This is a genomic window from Streptomyces corchorusii (assembly GCF_001514055.1).
GTDB lineage: Bacteria > Actinomycetota > Actinomycetes > Streptomycetales > Streptomycetaceae > Streptomyces > Streptomyces olivaceoviridis.
This window is the reverse complement of record NZ_KQ948358.1, coordinates 86,514-101,914: the sequence shown is the minus strand read 5'-3', so window position 1 is coordinate 101,914 and position 15,401 is coordinate 86,514. Positions and strand designations below refer to the sequence as shown.

Genomic DNA, 15,401 nt, shown 5'->3' with positions numbered 1-15,401 from the left:
GTTGTTTACGAGACCACACCTTGCGGATTTCGCAGAACTGGTCGCGGCAGGGGTGTTGAAAACGTCGGTGCGCCGACTAGGGTGGGTGTCTCAGAGATCGGACAGCTTGAACCAGATCAGGAGGCCGGCAGTGAGCACCGAGCTGCGTCGTCTGCGCAACTACATCGACGGTGAGTTCCGGGACGCCGCCGACGGACGGACCACCGAGGTGGTCAACCCCGCGACGGGCGAGGCGTACGCCACCGCGCCGCTGTCCGGGCAGGCGGACGTGGACGCCGCCATGGAGGCCGCCGCCCGTGCCTTCCCGGGCTGGCGCGACACCACGCCGGCCGAGCGGCAGAAGGCCCTCCTGAAGATCGCCGACGCCTTCGAGGAGCGCGCCGAGGAGCTGATCGCGGCCGAGGTGGAGAACACCGGCAAGCCGGTCGGGCTCACCCGCTCCGAGGAGATCCCGCCGATGGTCGACCAGATCCGCTTCTTCGCGGGCGCGGCCCGGATGCTGGAGGGCCGCTCGGCCGGCGAGTACATGGACGGGATGACCTCGATCATCCGCCGTGAGCCGGTCGGCGTCTGCGCGCAGGTCGCGCCCTGGAACTACCCGATGATGATGGCCGTGTGGAAGTTCGCCCCGGCCATCGCCGCCGGCAACACGGTCGTCCTGAAGCCGTCGGACACCACCCCGGCCTCCACCGTCCTGATCGCCGACATCATCGGCTCGATCCTGCCCAAGGGCGTCTTCAACGTCATCTGCGGCGACCGCGACACCGGCCGCCTGATGGTCGAGCACGAGATCCCGGCCATGGCCTCCATCACCGGCTCCGTGCGCGCCGGCATGTCCGTCGCCGAGTCCGCCTCCAAGGACCTCAAGCGGGTCCACCTGGAGCTGGGCGGCAAGGCCCCGGTCGTCGTCTTCGAGGACACCGACATCGCCAAGGCCGTCGAGGACATCTCCGTGGCGGGCTTCTTCAACGCCGGCCAGGACTGTACGGCCGCCACCCGCGTCCTCGTCCAGGAGTCCATCCACGACGAGTTCGTGGCCGCGCTCGCCAAGGCCGCGTCCGAGACGAAGACCGGCCAGCCGGACGACGAGGACGTGCTGTTCGGCCCGCTGAACAACCCCAACCAGCTCAAGCAGGTCTCCGGCTTCATCGAGCGCCTCCCCGCCCACGCCAAGGTCGAGGCGGGCGGCCAGCAGGTCGGCGACAAGGGCTACTTCTACGCCCCGACCGTCGTCTCCGGCCTGAAGCAGGACGACGAGATCATCCAGAACGAGGTCTTCGGCCCGGTCATCACCGTCCAGTCCTTCACCGACGAGGACCAGGCCGTCGAGTGGGCGAACGGCGTCGAGTACGCCCTGGCGTCCTCGGTGTGGACCAAGGACCACGCCCGTGCGATGCGGATGTCCAAGAAGCTCGACTTCGGCTGCGTGTGGATCAACACCCACATCCCGCTGGTCGCCGAGATGCCGCACGGCGGCTTCAAGAAGTCCGGCTACGGCAAGGACCTGTCGGCGTACGGCTTCGAGGACTACACCCGGATCAAGCACGTGATGACGTCGCTGGACGGCTGACGGCTCCCGGGCCGATTGTCCGCGGACGCAGTGGGACGGCATGCTTCCGGGGTGTTCCAGACTGCTTCCCGCAAGCCCCCGCTGTCCCGCCGTTCCCTCCTCGCCGCCCTCGGGGGCACCGCCGTGCTCGGTGCCCTCGCTGGCTGCGGGGTGCCCGCGGCCTATGTGGCGCCCGGTGACCGGGCCGCCGCCGACGACTCCGCGCGCGACAAGAAGCTGACCTGGGCGAACTGGCCGCTCTACATCGACACCGACGACGACGACCCCGGCCGGCGGCCGACGCTGGAGGGGTTCGAGAAGCGCACCGGGATCTCCGTCGACTACGTCGAGGAGATCAACGACAACGACGAGTTCTTCGGCAAGGTCGGCCCCGCGCTGATGAGCCACCGCTCCACCGGCCGCGATCTGGTCGTCATCAGCGACTGGATGTGCGCCCGGTACGTCCGGCTCGGCTGGGTCCAGGAGATGGACCGCGCCCACCAGCCGAACGTGGCGCGGCACCTCGCCCCGCTGCTCCGCACGCCCGCCTTCGACAAGGGCCGCCGGTTCACCGTGCCCTGGCAGTCCGGCATCACCGGCATCGCCTACAACCGCCGCGCGCTCGGCCGCGAGATACGCGCTGTCTCCGACCTGTGGGCCGAGGACCTCAAGGGCCGCGTGACCCTGCTGTCCGGCCTGGACGAGTCGTTCGCGCTGCTCATGCAGGGCAACGGCGTCGACATCACCCGGTGGACCGCGGACGACTTCCACCGGGTCTGCGACCAGGTGGAGCGGCAGGTCCGCCGCGGCCAGATACGCCGGTTCACCGGCAACGACTACACCAAGGACCTGGTCAGCGGGGACGTCCTCGCCTGCCAGGCGTACTCCGGCGACGTCATCCAGCTCCAGGCGGACAACCCCGACATCCGGTTCGTCGTCCCCGAGGAGGGCGCCGAGCTGTGGTCGGACTCCCTGATGATCCCCGACCGGGCCCGCCACAAGGCCAACGCCGAGCGCCTGATCGACTACTACTACGCCCCCGAGGTCGCCGCCCGGCTCGCCGCCTGGGTGAACTACGTCTGCCCGGTCCCGGCGGCCCGCGAGATCCTGGCCGCCGCCAAGGACGAGGAGACGGCCGCCCTCGCCGACAACCCCCTGATCTTCCCGGACTCCGGCATGCGCCGCCGCCTCGCCGTCGCCCGCGACATCACCTCCACGGAACGCCCGGAGCTCACCCGGCGGTGGAACGGGATCGTGGGGTTCTAGCGCGTGGCCGGCGGCGGGGCCGGGGTCACTTCAGGCCGCTGAGCATGACACCCCTGATGTAGTACTTCTGGAGCAGCAGGAACAGGAGCAGGACCGGCAGGATGCTCAGGACGAGGCCGGCCATGACGATGGGCATCGTGCGGGTCGGGTCCACGTGGTCCTGGAGCAGTTGGATGCCGACGGGCAGGGTCATCACGTCCGGGTTGGCGGTCGAGACGAGCAGTGCCCAGATGTACTCGTTCCAGGCGTCGACGAAGGTCAGCAGCCCGAGCGTGACCAGGACCGGCTTGGTCTGCGGCACCACGATCCGCCACCACACGGCGAACTCGCCGGCGCCGTCGATGCGCGCCGCCTCCAGCACCTCGTCCGGGATCGCGACCATGAACTGGCGGGTCAGGAAGATCCCGAAGCCGTTGACGAGGAACGGCATGGCGAGCGCCGCGATGCTGACGGTCAGGCCGGCGCCGCCGCGCCCGGACAGGTCGTTGCCGCCCGCCAGCGGCCAGTGCACCAGGATCAGGAAGTGCGGGATGAAGAAGAGGAACGGCGGGAACATCATTGTGGACAGCACGAGGCGGAAGACGAAGTCCCGGCCGGGGAAGCGCAGTTTGGCGAGCGCGTAGCCCGCGAGGGAGGACGTGAGCAGCACCGACCCGGTGATCAGCGCGGTGGCGACCACGCTGTTGCGGAAGAGCACCGGAAGGTCCAACTGGCGTACCGCCGCACGGTAGTTGGAGAGGTCGAACGCCTGGGGCAGGAACCGGTACGGCAGCGTGCCGGACTCACCGGGGCCCTTGAAGGACGTCATCACCATGTCGAGGAACGGCACCACCGTGAGCACGGCGCCGGCCGCGACCACGAGGGACGACAGCCACGGGAAACGGCGACGGCTCACGCGTCCTCCCCCTTGCGCCGGAACCACCACAACTGCGCCAGCGTGACCGCGAGGACCACCACGAACAGCACGAACGCGGCGGCGCTCGCGGTGCCCCAGTCGCCGTAGTCGAAGGCCAGCCGGTACATCTCCAGCGCGGCCACGTTGGTCGCGTCCCCCGGCCCGCCCCTGGTCATCACGCTGATCAGCGCGAACGACTGGAGGCCGGTGAGGAACTGGGTGACGCACACGAACAGCAGGGACGGCCGCAGCAGCGGCAGCGTGATCCTCCAGAAGACGGTGGCCGGTCCGGCGCCGTCGAGCGCGGCGGCCTCGTAGTACGACTCCGGGATGGACTTCAGCCCGGCGGTCAGGACGAGGACCGCCGAGCCCAGCGAGGCCCACGCCTGGACGACCACGACCGAGGGCAGCGCGGTGTCGGGGTCCGCGAGGAACGCCACCGAGCCGATTCCGACGGCGTTGAGGACGCCGTTGACCAGTCCGCCCGGCTCGTACATGTACTTCCACACGTTGCCGACGGCGACGACGGTCGTGACGATCGGCAGGAAGTACAGGGTGCGCCACAGCCCCTGGAACCGCAGCTTGTCGATGCAGGTCGCGACGAGCACCGAGCCCGCGAGGGCGAGGGCGACGGTGCCCAGGGCGAACAGCAGCGTGTTGGTGAGGACCGGCGTCAGGAACGTCGATCCGTCCGCGAACAGGTTGGTGAAGTTGTCGAGGCCGGCCGGCTCGATGTCGCCGAGGGCGAACCCGGACCAGTGGGACGTCGACAGCAGCAGCGCGAAGCCGAGCGGCAGGATCAGGAAGACCGCGAAGAACAGCAGTACCGGCGCCAGGAAGAGGTAGGCGACGACGGTCTGGCGGCGCCGGTGGCGGATGCGGCCGTCGACGGCGGGTCGGACGGGCCGCGCACGGGGGGTCCGTTCGGCCGTCTCCGGCACCAGGGCGTTCACCATGCGCGCGCCACCTCCTGATCGACCTGACGGCGGGTGACGCGCAGCGCCTCCTCGACCGAGCGCCGGCCGGTCCACAGCGCCTCGATGTTCTTGCGCAGCAGCGACTTGGCCCGCTGCGCCCCCGGCATGTTCGGCTCCGGCACCGCGTAGGCCAGCGCGTCCAGGAACGGACGCAGGTTCGGATCGCCGGCCCCGCCGTTCCCGGCGCCCGCGCCCAGGAGCGCCCGCATGTCGTCGGCGCGGCCGGTCAGGGAGCCGACCGACACCTGAAGGGCGCTCATCCGGGTCGCCGCCGCCCCCTTCTCGCCGCCCGTCCTCTCGGCGTTGAGCCAGCGCAGGAACTCCCATGCCTCGCGGGGGTGCGCACTGGCCGTGTTGACCCCGAGCATGAAACCGGTGCAGAGCGTGGCGCGTGCGCCGCCCGCCTCGGGCAGGGGCAGCGGCGCGACGCCGACATCGCGGTAGTCCCCGCCCATCAGGGTCTTCAGGCTGCCGGTCCACCAGCCGGCGCCGATCACCATGGCCACCTGCCCGGACGGGAACGCGCGGTAGACGTTGACGCCGGGGGAGCTCGCCCCCCGGGCGACGAGGCGGTGCTCCAGGTCGAACACGGCCCGGCCGGCCGGTGAGTCGATGGCGGTGCTCCTGCCGTCCGCCGAGACGAACGTCCCGCCGGCGGCGTTGAGCAGCGCGAGCGTCTGGCCGACGGTGGTGGAGTCGTCGTAGGTCGACAGGCCGAAACCCTGGACGAGCGTGTTGCCGTACCGGTCCCGCCTGGTGGTGCGGTAGGCCGTCTCCTCCAGCTCCCGCCAGGTGCGCGGCGGCCCGTCGAGGCCGGCCGCGCGCAGCAGCCGCTTGTTGTAGTACAGGGCGTACGTCTGGACCTCGGTGGGGTAGCCGTACACCCTGCCGCCCACCGACGCGGCGCCGACCGCGGCGGCGCTGTAGCCGCGCCTGATCTCCTCGGCGAGCCCGGCCGGGGCGGGCCGCAGGACGCCGGCCCGGACGAGCTGGCCGTTCCACAGGCAGTACGGGTGGAGGATGTCGGCGCCCTGGCCGGCGGCCTGCCGGACCATGAACGTGGTCAGCAGGTCCGTGAACTCGACGGCCTTCGTCCGCACCTTGACCCGGTCGTGCGTGGCGTTCCACTCGTCCACCGGGCCCCGCAGCGCCTCCTTGAGCTCCCCGCTCGCGTAGTGCGAGAGCAGGGTCAGGACGATCGGGTCACCGGGCCGCCCGGTGCCCCGGTGCGGCGCCGCGCAGCCGGAGACGAGCAGCGCCGAGGGGAGCGCGAGCGCGAAGTGACGGCGGCTCAGACGCGTTGCCGCCCGTGATGACTGACGGGCAGGCGGGCCGTCGGTGCGGCGGGACCGTGTCATCGGGCGGCCTCCCGGCGCAGCACGCGGAACACCCGGGTCGTGGTGAAGCCCGCCGCCCGGTACAGCCGGCCCGCCGGGGACCGCTCGCCGGTCCACAGGAACCACGCCGAGTGCGCGCCGCGCGCCCGCATCCGCTCCAGGACCAGGTGGAGCAGGACCGTGCCGAGTCCGGTGCCGCGCATATCCTCCCGCACGCCGAACGGGCCGAACCGCTCGTCCGCCGACGCGTACGCGCCGTGCATCGCCCAGCCCGCCAGACGGCCCGACGGGTCCCGGGCGACGACGATCCGGTCGAGCGGCGTACCCGCGGCCAGGCACTCCCGGATCGCCCGCGCCCAGTCCGGGTTGAAGCGGCTCCCGGCGAGTGCGAGCAGGTCCACCAGGTCGTCGTCGGACGGGGTGGCGAACCGGTGGCCGCGGGCCGCCAGTTCGTCCCGGCGGCGCGCCGCCGTGCAGGGGAAGCGGTAGCCGACCAGAGCGCGGTCCATCGCCGCCGCCTCGTACAGGGTGCGGAAGCCCAGCGATTCGAGGAGCCTCACCGCTTCCGGGTACGTCCCGGCGTCCAGCCCGGGGAGGATGTAGTTCGGGGTGTACGAGGAGAAGTCCACGCGGGTGCGGCCGTGGCCGTGCAGCCAGTCGAGGGCGTCGGTCAGCAGCCGGCGGCCGAGGCCGCGCCCGCGGGCGGCCGGGTCGACGAAGAAGAACGGGATCCAGCCCTGCTCCGGCTCCAGGTCGGTGCCGCTCATCGGCGTCAGACGGCGGACCGCGTAGGCCGCGCCGACGACCCGGTCGCCGTCCACGGCGACCCGGAGCCCCTCCGGGTCGAAGTTGGCGTCGAGCAGCACCAGGGAGCGGAAGCGGTCCGGGGTGATGGGGTCGGCCGGCGCGCTCCGCCGCCACGCCTCCACCAGCCGGGGTCCGTCACCCACGCGAAATCCACGCGTCCCGGCCCGGGATGTCGTCCTGCGGTCGGTCATCGACGGGGAGTCCTTCCACCCGCGGGCGCGGGGCAGACGGGGGCGGGGGCAGGGGCACGGCCCCGGTCCCGGGGGCGGGGCGTACGACGGGTCGTGGGCTCAGGGGTAGAGCAGCACGTCGGCACCGGCCCAGTCGGCGGGCGGGGCCGGCGGGGCGCACAGCGGCAGGGGGTCGTCGCCCGCGTCGACGGTGCGCCGCAACCGGTCGGAACCCCACAGCAGGTCGATGAAGGGACGGCGGCCGGTCTCCCCGGTTCCCTCCGCGCCGCCGTCCGGGCTGTGCCAGGCGAAGTCGTCCGGGTACAGCCGTCGCAGCGTGGCGAGCATCGCCACGGCGGTGCGTACGGGCGCGAACGCCACGGGGTCGGTGAGGTGGAGCTGGACCCCGCGCAGCGGCCGTCCGGCGTGTTTGTGGAAGGTCGGTACGAAGCGCAGGTCACGGAAGTGCACTCCCGGCAGGGCGAGTTCGGCGAGCGCGGGCGCGAACCGCGCGTCGAGGTACGGCGCCCCGACGATCTCGAAGGGCTGCGTGGTGCCCCGGCCCTCGGAGAGGTTCGTCCCCTCGAACAGGCAGGTGCCGGGGTAGACGGCGGCCGTGGCGGGCGTCGGGATGTTCGGCGAGGGCGCGATCCACGGCAGGCCGGTGGCCGCCGCGTCCATGGCGCGCCGCCAGCCGGCCGCCTCGATCACCGTCAGGTCGGCGGGCCGGCCCGCGACGTGGGCGACGGCGGAGGCGTTGAGGTGCCGGGCGAGTTCACCGCAGGTGAGGCCGTGCCGGACCGGTATCGGGGCGCGCCCGAGGAAGCTGGCCCACGCCGGATCGAGCAGCGGACCCTCGCTGACGAGACCGCCGAGCGGATTCGGCCGGTCGGCGACCACGAACCGTACGCCCGTACGGGCCGCCGAGACCATCAGGTCGAACATCGTCCACACGTAGGTGTAGAACCGGGCCCCGATGTCCTGGAGGTCGAACACCAGGGCGTCGACGCCGCTGTCGAGCAGCAGGGTGTCGAGGCGCTCGCCGTCGCACCGGTAGGTGTCGTGGACCGGCAGGCCCGTGGCGGGGTCCCGCCGGGCGGTCTCGCCCTGCCCGGCCTGGCCGGTCCCGTGCAGCCCGTGCTCGGGTCCGAACAGGGCGACCAGCGGCGCGCCGGCCGCGAGCAGCGCGGGCGCGGCGGGACGCAGATCGGGGAGGACGCCGGTGTGGTTGGTCACCAGCCCCAGCCGGCCGGGCCCGGCGAGTCCGGGCGACGCGTGCAGTCGTGCGATCCCGGTCGTCACCGCGACGCGGTCGTCCGTGCTCATCCGTTGCCCCGTCTGCCGGTGACGTCTCGAAGGGTGGGGCGCAATTTACTGGTATGTCCGGGAACTTTGCAATGATTCAGGGCGGTTCGTGCCGAGGCGGCTGTTCCGGCCGGAAGAGGACGTTCGCGGTGGAGGGCGGCGTGGGAGACATCACCCCATGACCACCGCGATCGTCGTCGGCGGCGGACCCAACGGACTCACCGCCGCCGCGCTCCTCGCCCGGGCCGGCCTGGACGTCACCCTCCTGGAGGCCGCCGACGAGGTCGGTGGCGGCACCCGCAGCCAGGAGGCGCTCCTGCCCGGCCTGCTGCACGACCACTGCTCGGCCGTCCACTCCATGACCGTCGCCTCGCCCGCGCACAAGGCGCTGGACCTCGCACGGCACGGACTGCGCTGGCGGCTGCCGGACGTCGACTGCGTCCACCCCCTGGACGACGGCACGGCGGGGGTGCTGCTGCGCTCGGTGAAGGACACCGCCCGCCTGCTCGGCCCCGACGGCCCCCGCTACCGGCGCCTGCTGGAGCCCTCGGCGCGCCACTGGGAGGCCCTGAGCCACGACGTGCTGGGCCCCCTCCTGCGCGTCCCCTCCCACCCTCTGCTCCTCGCCCGCTTCGGCCTGCCCACCCCCCTGCCCGCCACCCTGCTCGCCCGCCTCTTCTCCACCACCCGGGCCCGGGCCCTGTGGGCCGGGGTCGCCGCGCACTCCTTCCGCCCGCTGTCCGAGCCGTTCGGGTCCGCCATCGGGCTCGGCATCCTCGCCGCCGGCCACGCCACCGGATGGGCCGTGGCGGAAGGCGGCTCCCAGGCCATCGCCCGCAGCCTGGAACGGGCACTCCGCGCGCACGGAGGCCGCGTCCACACCGGCGTCCGCATCACCCGCCACACCCAGATCCCGCCCGCCGACGTCACCCTCCTCGACCTCGACCCCGCGCAGATCGCCCGCGTCTACGGCGACCGGCTGCCCACCCGTGTGCGCCGCGCCTACCAGCGCTACCGGCGCGGCCCCGCCGCCTTCAAGGTGGACCTGGCCGTCGAACAGGGCGTGCCGTGGACGAACGCGCACGCCCGGCGGTCCGGGTTCGTGCACCTCGGCGGCACGCTCGCCGAGATCGCCCAGGCGGCAAGGGACGTGGACGACGGCCGTATGCCCGAGCGCCCCTTCGTCCTGGTCGCCCAGCAGTACCTGGCCGACCCCGGCCGGTCCGCCGGCGACGTCCACCCCGTCTGGGCCTACGCCCACGTCCCCCACGGATACGACGGCGACGCCACGGAAGCCATCCTCGGCCGGCTCGAACGCTTCGCCCCCGGCACCCGGGACCGCGTCACCGCCCTGCGCGCCACCTCACCGGCCGGCTTCGCCGCCGCCAACCCCAACTTCGCCGGCGGCGACATCCTCACCGGCGCCAGCACCGTCCCCCGGCTGCTGTTCGGCCCGCGCCCCGCGCTCGACCCCTACTCCACCACCCTGCCCGGCGTCTTCTCCTGCTCCGCCGCCACCCCGCCGGGCCCCGGCGCCCACGGCATGTGCGGCGCGGGAGCGGCGGCCTCGGCCCTGCGCCACCTCGGCGCGACGCCGGACTGGTGACGCGGACGGGCGCGCCGCGGGCACGTCAGCCGCTCAGCGCCCGGCTCACCGTCGCCGCCGCCTGCCGTACGGCGGGGGCCAGCCGGTCGGGGCGGGCGGTCGTCGCGGCCGTCACGGACACGGCCGCCACGGCGATGCCGTCCCGGAACACCGGGGCCGCGCAGGAGAGTTCACCCAGGCGGTACTCCTGGTGCGCCTGCGCCAGCCCACTCGCGCGCACCCGGGCCAGCTGGGCACCGAGCGCGCCGGGGGCGGTGACGGTGTAGGGGGTGTGGCGGACGGCGCCCGGGAGCGGGCCGGTCGCGGTACGGGTGCCGGGGGCGGCGGTCTCGCCGGGCGCGCCGCCGCTTCCGTATGCGTACCCGCCCCCGACCCCGTAGGCCAGCAGCACCTTGCCCGCCGCCGTGGCGTGCAGCGGCAGCCGTTCGCCGGTGACCAGGCAGAGGGCCGCGCCGTCGGCCGGGATCGCCACGTCGGCGTGGCCGCCGGTGCGGGTGGTGAGGGTGCGCAGGGCCGGCAGGGCCGTGGCGAGGAGTCCGCGGGGGCAGGGCGCGGCGGCGCCGAGGGTGCGGATGCGGGTGCCCAGGCGGTAGGAGCCGTCGGCCGCCCGCTCCAGCCCGCCCCAGGCCACCAGTTCCCGCACCATGCGCAGCGCGGTCGGCACGGGCAGCCCCGTGCGGCGGGCGATGTCCGTCAGGCGCAGGGTGTCCGGCGCGTCCCCGAACGCGTCCAGCACCGACAGGACCCGCCCGGCCACGCTCTCGGCCATACCGTTCCTCCGCGTCCGCAGCCCGGGTGTTCGATGCGTTTTCGCTCAGTGGAACCCGGGCGTTGTCCCGGTACGCCCCAGCCCGTCAGGGTCAACACATGACTCTCGGCCTCTCTTCCGACCAGCTCCTGTCCACCACCCGCGCCGTCCGCCACCGTCTCGACCTCACCCGGCCGGTGCCGCGCCGGCTGCTGGAGGAATGCGTCGACCTCGCGGTCCAGGCGCCGACCGGACGCAACCGGCAGCGCTGGCACTTCGTCATCGTCACCGACCCGGACCGGCGGGCCGCCCTGGCCGACGTGTGGCGGGCCGGGGTGAGCGCGCCGGGCGCCAGTGAGCCGCTGCCGGTACGCGATGTGCGGCGCGCGAGCGTGGCCCGGATGGACCGGGTCTACTCCGGCACTGCGCATCTGTACGAGCACCTCCACGAGGTCCCGGCGCTCGTCGTCCCGTGCGTGGAGGGCCGTACCGACGACGCGCCCGTGCTGCGCCAGGCCGGCACCTGGGGGTCCATCCTCCCGGCCGTGTGGAGCTTCATGCTCGCCGCCCGCGCCCGGGGTCTCGGCACCTGCTGGACCACCGGGAACCTCGTCCACGAGCGGGAGTCGGCGCGGGTGCTCGGCATCCCGTACGAGGACGTCATGCAGGCCGCCCTCATCCCCGTCGCGTACACCATCGGCACCGACTTCCGCCCGGCCCAGCGCATTTCACGGGAGCGGGTGCTCCACTGGGAAGAGTTTTGAACATGTTCAATTCCGGGCGTACGCTGCTGCCATGAGCGACAGAGCCGCCCTGCTCAAGGGCATCCGCGCCTGGCTGGCCCTCTTCGTCGTGTGCCTCGTGCTCAGCGGGGCCACCGCCTTCCCGCTGGTGCACGAACTGCACTGGACGGAGAGCGTGTTGCGCGCGCTGTCCGTGCCGGAGCACCTGCCGGGACTGATGGCGTGGATCTCCCGGGTGCGGGTCGGGCTGGACACCGTCGACGCCGACTACCCCTTCGTCCTGTACGGCACCGACTGGCTCGCCTTCGCCCACCTCGTCATCGCGGTCGCGTTCTACGGCCCGTACCGCGACCCCGTCCGCAACATCTGGGTGGTCGAGTTCGGGATGATCGCCTGCGCCGGGATCGTCCCGCTCGCCCTCGTCTGCGGACCGGTCCGTGCGATCCCCTTCTGGTGGAGCGTCATCGACATGTCGTTCGGGGTCTTCGGGATCCTCCCGCTGTACGTCGTACGGAAGAAGACCAAGCGGCTGGAGGCGCTCGGCGCGTCGTCCGTCAGCGGTTGAACGCCGGGAACGCGAAGCGCTGGGCGACGGCCAGGCCGTCGCCCTTCGCATCCGTGGAGTTGACCGAGTAGACCAGCGTGCGGGACAGGTCCGGGGTCGCGGCGATCACGGTCGCGTACCCGGGGCGCGAACCGGTCTTGCCCCAGATCACCTTGCCGTTCACCTCGAACCGCTCCAGCCCCGCGCCGTACCGCGCCCCGGGCACGTCCGGCAGCGTGAACATCTCCTTCAGCTCCGGCTCCGGCACCACCCGGCCGCGGAACACCCCGACCAGCAGCCGCTCCAGATCGGCGGTCGTGGAGATCAAGTCGCCGGCCGCGAACCGGTCCGACATGTTCCAGTCGGTCACGTCGACCAGCTTGCCGTCGATCCAGTCGTAGCCCCGGTTGTGCGGGCCGTGGATCCGGGGGTCCGCGCCGGCCGGGAAGGAACTGTGCCGCATGCCGAGCGGCCGGAAGATCCGCAACTCGGCCTGGTGCGCGTACGAGTCGCCGGTCACCTTCTCGATGAGCATGCCGAGCACGGTGTAGTGGATGTTGCCGTAGGTCTGCCGCGTGCCCGGCGCGTACGCCGGACCCTGCGCCACGGCGTCCGCCACGACCTGCCGGGGCGTCAGCGTCTCGAAGCGGTGCGGGTACCCCTCCTCCACCGTGTCGCCGAGGGACGCACCCGGGCGCAGTCCGCTGGTGTAGTTCAGCAACTGCCGTACGGTGACCGGCGCGAAGTCCTCGGTGAGCAGTCCCGGCAGATACCGCTGCACGGTCCCGTCGAGGTCGATCCGGCCCTCCGCGGCCAGTTGCAGCACGATCGACGCGGTCACCACCTTCGTCACCGAACCGGCCCGGAAGCGCGCGTTCTCCAGAGCCGGCGCTCCGGTCCGCACGTCCCGCACCCCGGCCGTACCGCGCCAGGTCCCGTCACCGCCGACGCGGAGCAGCGCGGCGGTGGCGTCGTGGTCGGGCAGCCCGGCGACGGCGGCGGCGAGGGCCTCGGTGTCGGGGCCGGCGGTGGCAGGGGCCGTCGAGGTACGGGCGGGCTCCGAGGCTGCGGCGAAGGCGGGGGCGGCCAGCGGGCCGGCGGCCACCGCGGTGACGAGGGCGGTGGCCAGGAGGGCGGAACGGCCGGTGCGGGGCATACGGGACTCCTCGTGGTGGCTGGGCGTTGGGCACCGGAAGACGGTGCGTGATCATCCTCAGCCGCCGGGCCGGGCCGCGGATCCTCACCGAGGAGGACGCACGACCCTTGCCGGTCCCCGATCAACCGGCCGCCCTTCTAGGGGAGTTGCCCGGGATCACCCCTACGGTCCGCCCGCGCGGGTGCAGCGCTCCTGTGTGCAGGGGGACGACGAGGCCGGGCCCACGGTCGTACGACGGCTCGTGCACGACCCGGACGGCCGCGCTGCTGATCCGGCAGTGGGGGGCGAGGGCGCGGACGCCCAGGCGAATCGTGCCCCCGCGGGCGTTCTCCGGGGGCTCAGACGGCGGTGCGCAGGGCGTGCAGGACGTCGACCCGGTTCGTCGTGATCGAGTCGACGCCCAGGTCCAGCAGGCGGCTCATGGAACGGCGGGTGTCCGGGGTCCAGACGGACAGCAGAAGGCCGTCGTGGTGGACGCGGGCCGCCAGCTCCCGGTTCACCAGGGAGAAGCGGTAGTTGAGCCAGCGCGGGCGGATCGCGGCCAGCAGCGCGGGCCGGGGCGGCGCCAGGGTCGTCCAGGTCAGGGCGATCTCGGCGGCCGGGTCGGCGGCGCGGACGGCGAGCATCGCCTCGGCGCCGGCGCTGTAGTAGACCCGCTCCCCGGCCCCGCACTGCCGGACCACGTCCAGGATCCGCGCGACCGCGCGGGGGCCGACCGGACCGCACAGGTCCACCATCACCCTGCTGTCCCCGGTGGCGGCCAGCGCCTCCGCCAGCGTCGGCACACCGCCCGCCGTGAGCCCGCGCAGCTCGTCGGCGGACAGCGCGCCCAGCGGCCGGTCGACCTCCCACAGCCGCCGCAGCGTGTCGTCGTGCAGCAGCACGGGGACGCCGTCCCGGGTGAGCCGTACGTCGACCTCGACGGCGTCCGCGCCCCGGTCGAGAGCGGACCGCAGTGAGTCGAGGGTGTTCTCGCGGAAACGGTAGGGGTCGCCACGGTGGGCCACGGCGGTCAGCGTCTGCATGGCCCCCATTGTGGCCGGTGTCAGGAGGCGGGCCAGGCGGCGGTGTACGTGTCGATCTCCGCCGTGATCCGCGCCTTGCCCGCCGCGTCCAGGAAGGAGGCCTCCACGGCGTTCTTCGCCAGGTCGGCCACGCCCCGCTCGTCCAGGTCCAGGAGCCGGGCGGCCACCGCGTACTCGTTGTTCAGGTCCGTGCCGAACATCGGCGGGTCGTCGGAGTTGATCGTGACCAGCACCCCGGCCCGCGTGAACTCCTTGATCGGGTGCTCCTCCAGCGTGCGGACCGCGCGGGTGGCGATGTTGGAGGTCGGGCACACCTCCAGCGGGACGCGGTGCTCGGCGAGGTGGGCGAGCAGCTTCGGGTCCCGCGCCGAGCTGGTGCCGTGCCCGATCCGCTCGGCGCGCAGCTCGGTCAGCGCGTCCCACACGGTCTCCGGGCCGGTCGTCTCCCCGGCGTGCGGGACAGAGCGCAGACCGGCCGCGATGGCCCGGTCGAAGTACGGCTTGAACTGCGGCCGGGGCACGCCGATCTCCGGCCCGCCGAGCCCGAACGACACCAGGCCCTCCGGGCGGAACCGGTCGTCGGTGGCCAGCCGCACCGTCTCCTCGGCCGACTCCAGACCGGCCTCGCCGGGGATGTCGAAGCACCAGCGCAGTACGGTTCCGAACTCAGCCTCGGCGGATTTCCGGGCGTCCTCGATCGCGTCCATGAACGCCCGCGCGTCGATGCCGCGCCGGGTCGAGGAGAACGGGGTGATCGTCAGCTCGGCGTACCGCACCTGCTGCCGGGCCATGTCCCGGGCCACCTCGTAGGTGAGCAGCCGGACGTCCTCCGGGGTGCGGATGAGGTCCACGACCGACAGGTACACCTCGATGAAGTGCGCGAAGTCGGTGAAGGTGAAGTAGTCGGCCAGGGCCTCGGGGTCGCTGGGGACCTTGGAGTCGGGGTGGCGGGCGGCCAGCTCGGAGACGATGCGGGGGGAGGCGGAGCCGACGTGGTGGACGTGCAGTTCCGCCTTGGGCAGTCCGGCGATGAAGGCGCGCAGATCGCGGTCGGCGGTGCCGGTGGCGGGTACGGAGCTGTCGGTCAAGGGGTCCTCCCCGGGACGGGCGCCCGCGGCACGTGGTCCGTGGCACGTCGTGCGGTGGACGTGCTCCCTGGTGCGGGCGCGATGATCGGCTGATCGGGTTGCGCCGCATCATCGTAGGCCCCGGGCCGCGGTGGCCCGCGCTGCCCGTAGCATGACGGGACGTCCAGCTAAGGGGTGTGCCGACC

General features: G+C 73.1%; 13 protein-coding genes and 1 pseudogene. 5 read left to right on the top strand and 9 right to left on the bottom strand.

The window, feature by feature from the left end; genetic code table 11:
* Nucleotides 1-130: 130 nt before the first annotated feature.
* Together AQJ11_RS21530 and AQJ11_RS21525 are read left to right on the top strand one after the other, a co-directional pair.
* The gene (locus AQJ11_RS21530) at nt 131-1,570 is read left to right on the top strand and encodes a gamma-aminobutyraldehyde dehydrogenase (RefSeq protein WP_014675301.1); all 1,440 of its coding nucleotides are present in this window, start codon (nt 131-133) and stop codon (nt 1,568-1,570) included.
* 51 nt (nt 1,571-1,621) lie between these two features.
* The gene (locus AQJ11_RS21525; protein ID WP_059264086.1) at nt 1,622-2,815 is read left to right on the top strand and encodes a polyamine ABC transporter substrate-binding protein; all 1,194 of its coding nucleotides are present in this window, start codon (nt 1,622-1,624) and stop codon (nt 2,813-2,815) included.
* A gap of 25 nt (nt 2,816-2,840) precedes the next feature.
* On the opposite strand, the gene AQJ11_RS21520 is transcribed toward AQJ11_RS21525, so the two are convergent.
* The 5 genes from AQJ11_RS21520 to AQJ11_RS21500 form a co-directional block, all read right to left on the bottom strand.
* Nucleotides 2,841-3,710 (bottom strand): carbohydrate ABC transporter permease, encoded by an 870-nt coding sequence (locus AQJ11_RS21520; RefSeq protein ID WP_059264085.1) that lies wholly within the window; start codon nt 3,708-3,710, stop codon nt 2,841-2,843.
* On the bottom strand, nt 3,707-4,666 hold the full coding sequence (locus AQJ11_RS21515) for a carbohydrate ABC transporter permease (protein WP_059264084.1): 960 nt from the start codon (nt 4,664-4,666) through the stop codon (nt 3,707-3,709). The genes AQJ11_RS21520 and AQJ11_RS21515 overlap by 4 nt, the downstream gene beginning before the upstream one ends.
* The gene (locus AQJ11_RS21510) at nt 4,660-6,045 is read right to left on the bottom strand and encodes an extracellular solute-binding protein (protein ID WP_244218313.1); all 1,386 of its coding nucleotides are present in this window, start codon (nt 6,043-6,045) and stop codon (nt 4,660-4,662) included. Before AQJ11_RS21510 ends, AQJ11_RS21515 begins: the two co-directional genes overlap by 7 nt.
* A complete protein-coding gene (locus tag AQJ11_RS21505) occupies nt 6,042-6,974 on the bottom strand; it encodes a GNAT family N-acetyltransferase (protein ID WP_059264083.1) in 933 nt (310 codons plus the stop codon). Before AQJ11_RS21505 ends, AQJ11_RS21510 begins: the two co-directional genes overlap by 4 nt.
* A 147-nt stretch (nt 6,975-7,121) precedes the next feature.
* Nucleotides 7,122-8,327, bottom strand: coding sequence for an exo-beta-N-acetylmuramidase NamZ family protein (locus AQJ11_RS21500; protein WP_059264082.1), 1,206 nt, complete (start codon nt 8,325-8,327; stop codon nt 7,122-7,124).
* Between the two features lie 157 nt (nt 8,328-8,484).
* Between AQJ11_RS21500 and AQJ11_RS21495 the strand changes: the two genes are divergently transcribed.
* Nucleotides 8,485-9,912: a phytoene desaturase family protein gene (locus AQJ11_RS21495; RefSeq protein ID WP_059264081.1), complete on the top strand. Its 1,428-nt coding sequence runs from the start codon at nt 8,485-8,487 to the stop codon at nt 9,910-9,912.
* Between the two features lie 25 nt (nt 9,913-9,937).
* Here the strand turns inward: AQJ11_RS21495 and AQJ11_RS21490 are convergent, their stop codons facing one another.
* The gene (locus AQJ11_RS21490) at nt 9,938-10,681 is read right to left on the bottom strand and encodes an IclR family transcriptional regulator (RefSeq protein ID WP_059264080.1); all 744 of its coding nucleotides are present in this window, start codon (nt 10,679-10,681) and stop codon (nt 9,938-9,940) included.
* A 98-nt stretch (nt 10,682-10,779) separates the two neighbouring features.
* Between AQJ11_RS21490 and AQJ11_RS21485 the strand changes: the two genes are divergently transcribed.
* The gene (locus AQJ11_RS21485; RefSeq protein WP_014675310.1) at nt 10,780-11,424 is read left to right on the top strand and encodes a nitroreductase family protein; all 645 of its coding nucleotides are present in this window, start codon (nt 10,780-10,782) and stop codon (nt 11,422-11,424) included.
* A 31-nt stretch (nt 11,425-11,455) separates the two neighbouring features.
* Nucleotides 11,456-11,968, top strand: a complete 513-nt coding sequence (locus AQJ11_RS21480) for a hypothetical protein (RefSeq protein WP_059264079.1) — start codon at nt 11,456-11,458, stop codon at nt 11,966-11,968.
* On the opposite strand, the gene AQJ11_RS21475 is transcribed toward AQJ11_RS21480, so the two are convergent.
* The 3 genes and pseudogenes from AQJ11_RS21475 to AQJ11_RS21465 form a co-directional block, all read right to left on the bottom strand.
* Entirely contained in the window at nt 11,958-13,103 is a 1,146-nt protein-coding gene (locus AQJ11_RS21475) for a serine hydrolase domain-containing protein (RefSeq protein WP_059264078.1), read from the bottom strand. The two genes, AQJ11_RS21480 and AQJ11_RS21475, sit on opposite strands and share 11 nt — an antisense overlap.
* A gap of 338 nt (nt 13,104-13,441) precedes the next feature.
* The gene (locus AQJ11_RS21470; protein ID WP_015493357.1) at nt 13,442-14,128 is read right to left on the bottom strand and encodes a glycerophosphodiester phosphodiesterase; all 687 of its coding nucleotides are present in this window, start codon (nt 14,126-14,128) and stop codon (nt 13,442-13,444) included.
* A gap of 20 nt (nt 14,129-14,148) precedes the next feature.
* Nucleotides 14,149-15,383 (bottom strand): annotated as a pseudogene (locus AQJ11_RS21465) (adenosine deaminase).
* Nucleotides 15,384-15,401: the final 18 nt, after the last annotated feature.

Excerpts from the sequence above, each read along its gene's own strand:
- AQJ11_RS21480 (WP_059264079.1), top strand. The coding sequence starts at position 11,456 with ATGAGCGACAGAGCCGCCCTGCTCAAGGGCATCCGCGCCTGGCTGGCC.
- AQJ11_RS21490 (WP_059264080.1), bottom strand. The coding sequence starts at position 10,681 with ATGGCCGAGAGCGTGGCCGGGCGGGTCCTGTCGGTGCTGGACGCGTTC.
- AQJ11_RS21470 (WP_015493357.1), bottom strand. The coding sequence starts at position 14,128 with ATGCAGACGCTGACCGCCGTGGCCCACCGTGGCGACCCCTACCGTTTC.
- AQJ11_RS21500 (WP_059264082.1), bottom strand. The coding sequence starts at position 8,327 with ATGAGCACGGACGACCGCGTCGCGGTGACGACCGGGATCGCACGACTG.
- AQJ11_RS21485 (WP_014675310.1), top strand. The coding sequence starts at position 10,780 with ATGACTCTCGGCCTCTCTTCCGACCAGCTCCTGTCCACCACCCGCGCC.
- AQJ11_RS21515 (WP_059264084.1), bottom strand. The coding sequence starts at position 4,666 with ATGGTGAACGCCCTGGTGCCGGAGACGGCCGAACGGACCCCCCGTGCG.
- AQJ11_RS21495 (WP_059264081.1), top strand. The coding sequence starts at position 8,485 with ATGACCACCGCGATCGTCGTCGGCGGCGGACCCAACGGACTCACCGCC.
- AQJ11_RS21510 (WP_244218313.1), bottom strand. The coding sequence starts at position 6,045 with ATGACACGGTCCCGCCGCACCGACGGCCCGCCTGCCCGTCAGTCATCA.
- AQJ11_RS21475 (WP_059264078.1), bottom strand. The coding sequence starts at position 13,103 with ATGCCCCGCACCGGCCGTTCCGCCCTCCTGGCCACCGCCCTCGTCACC.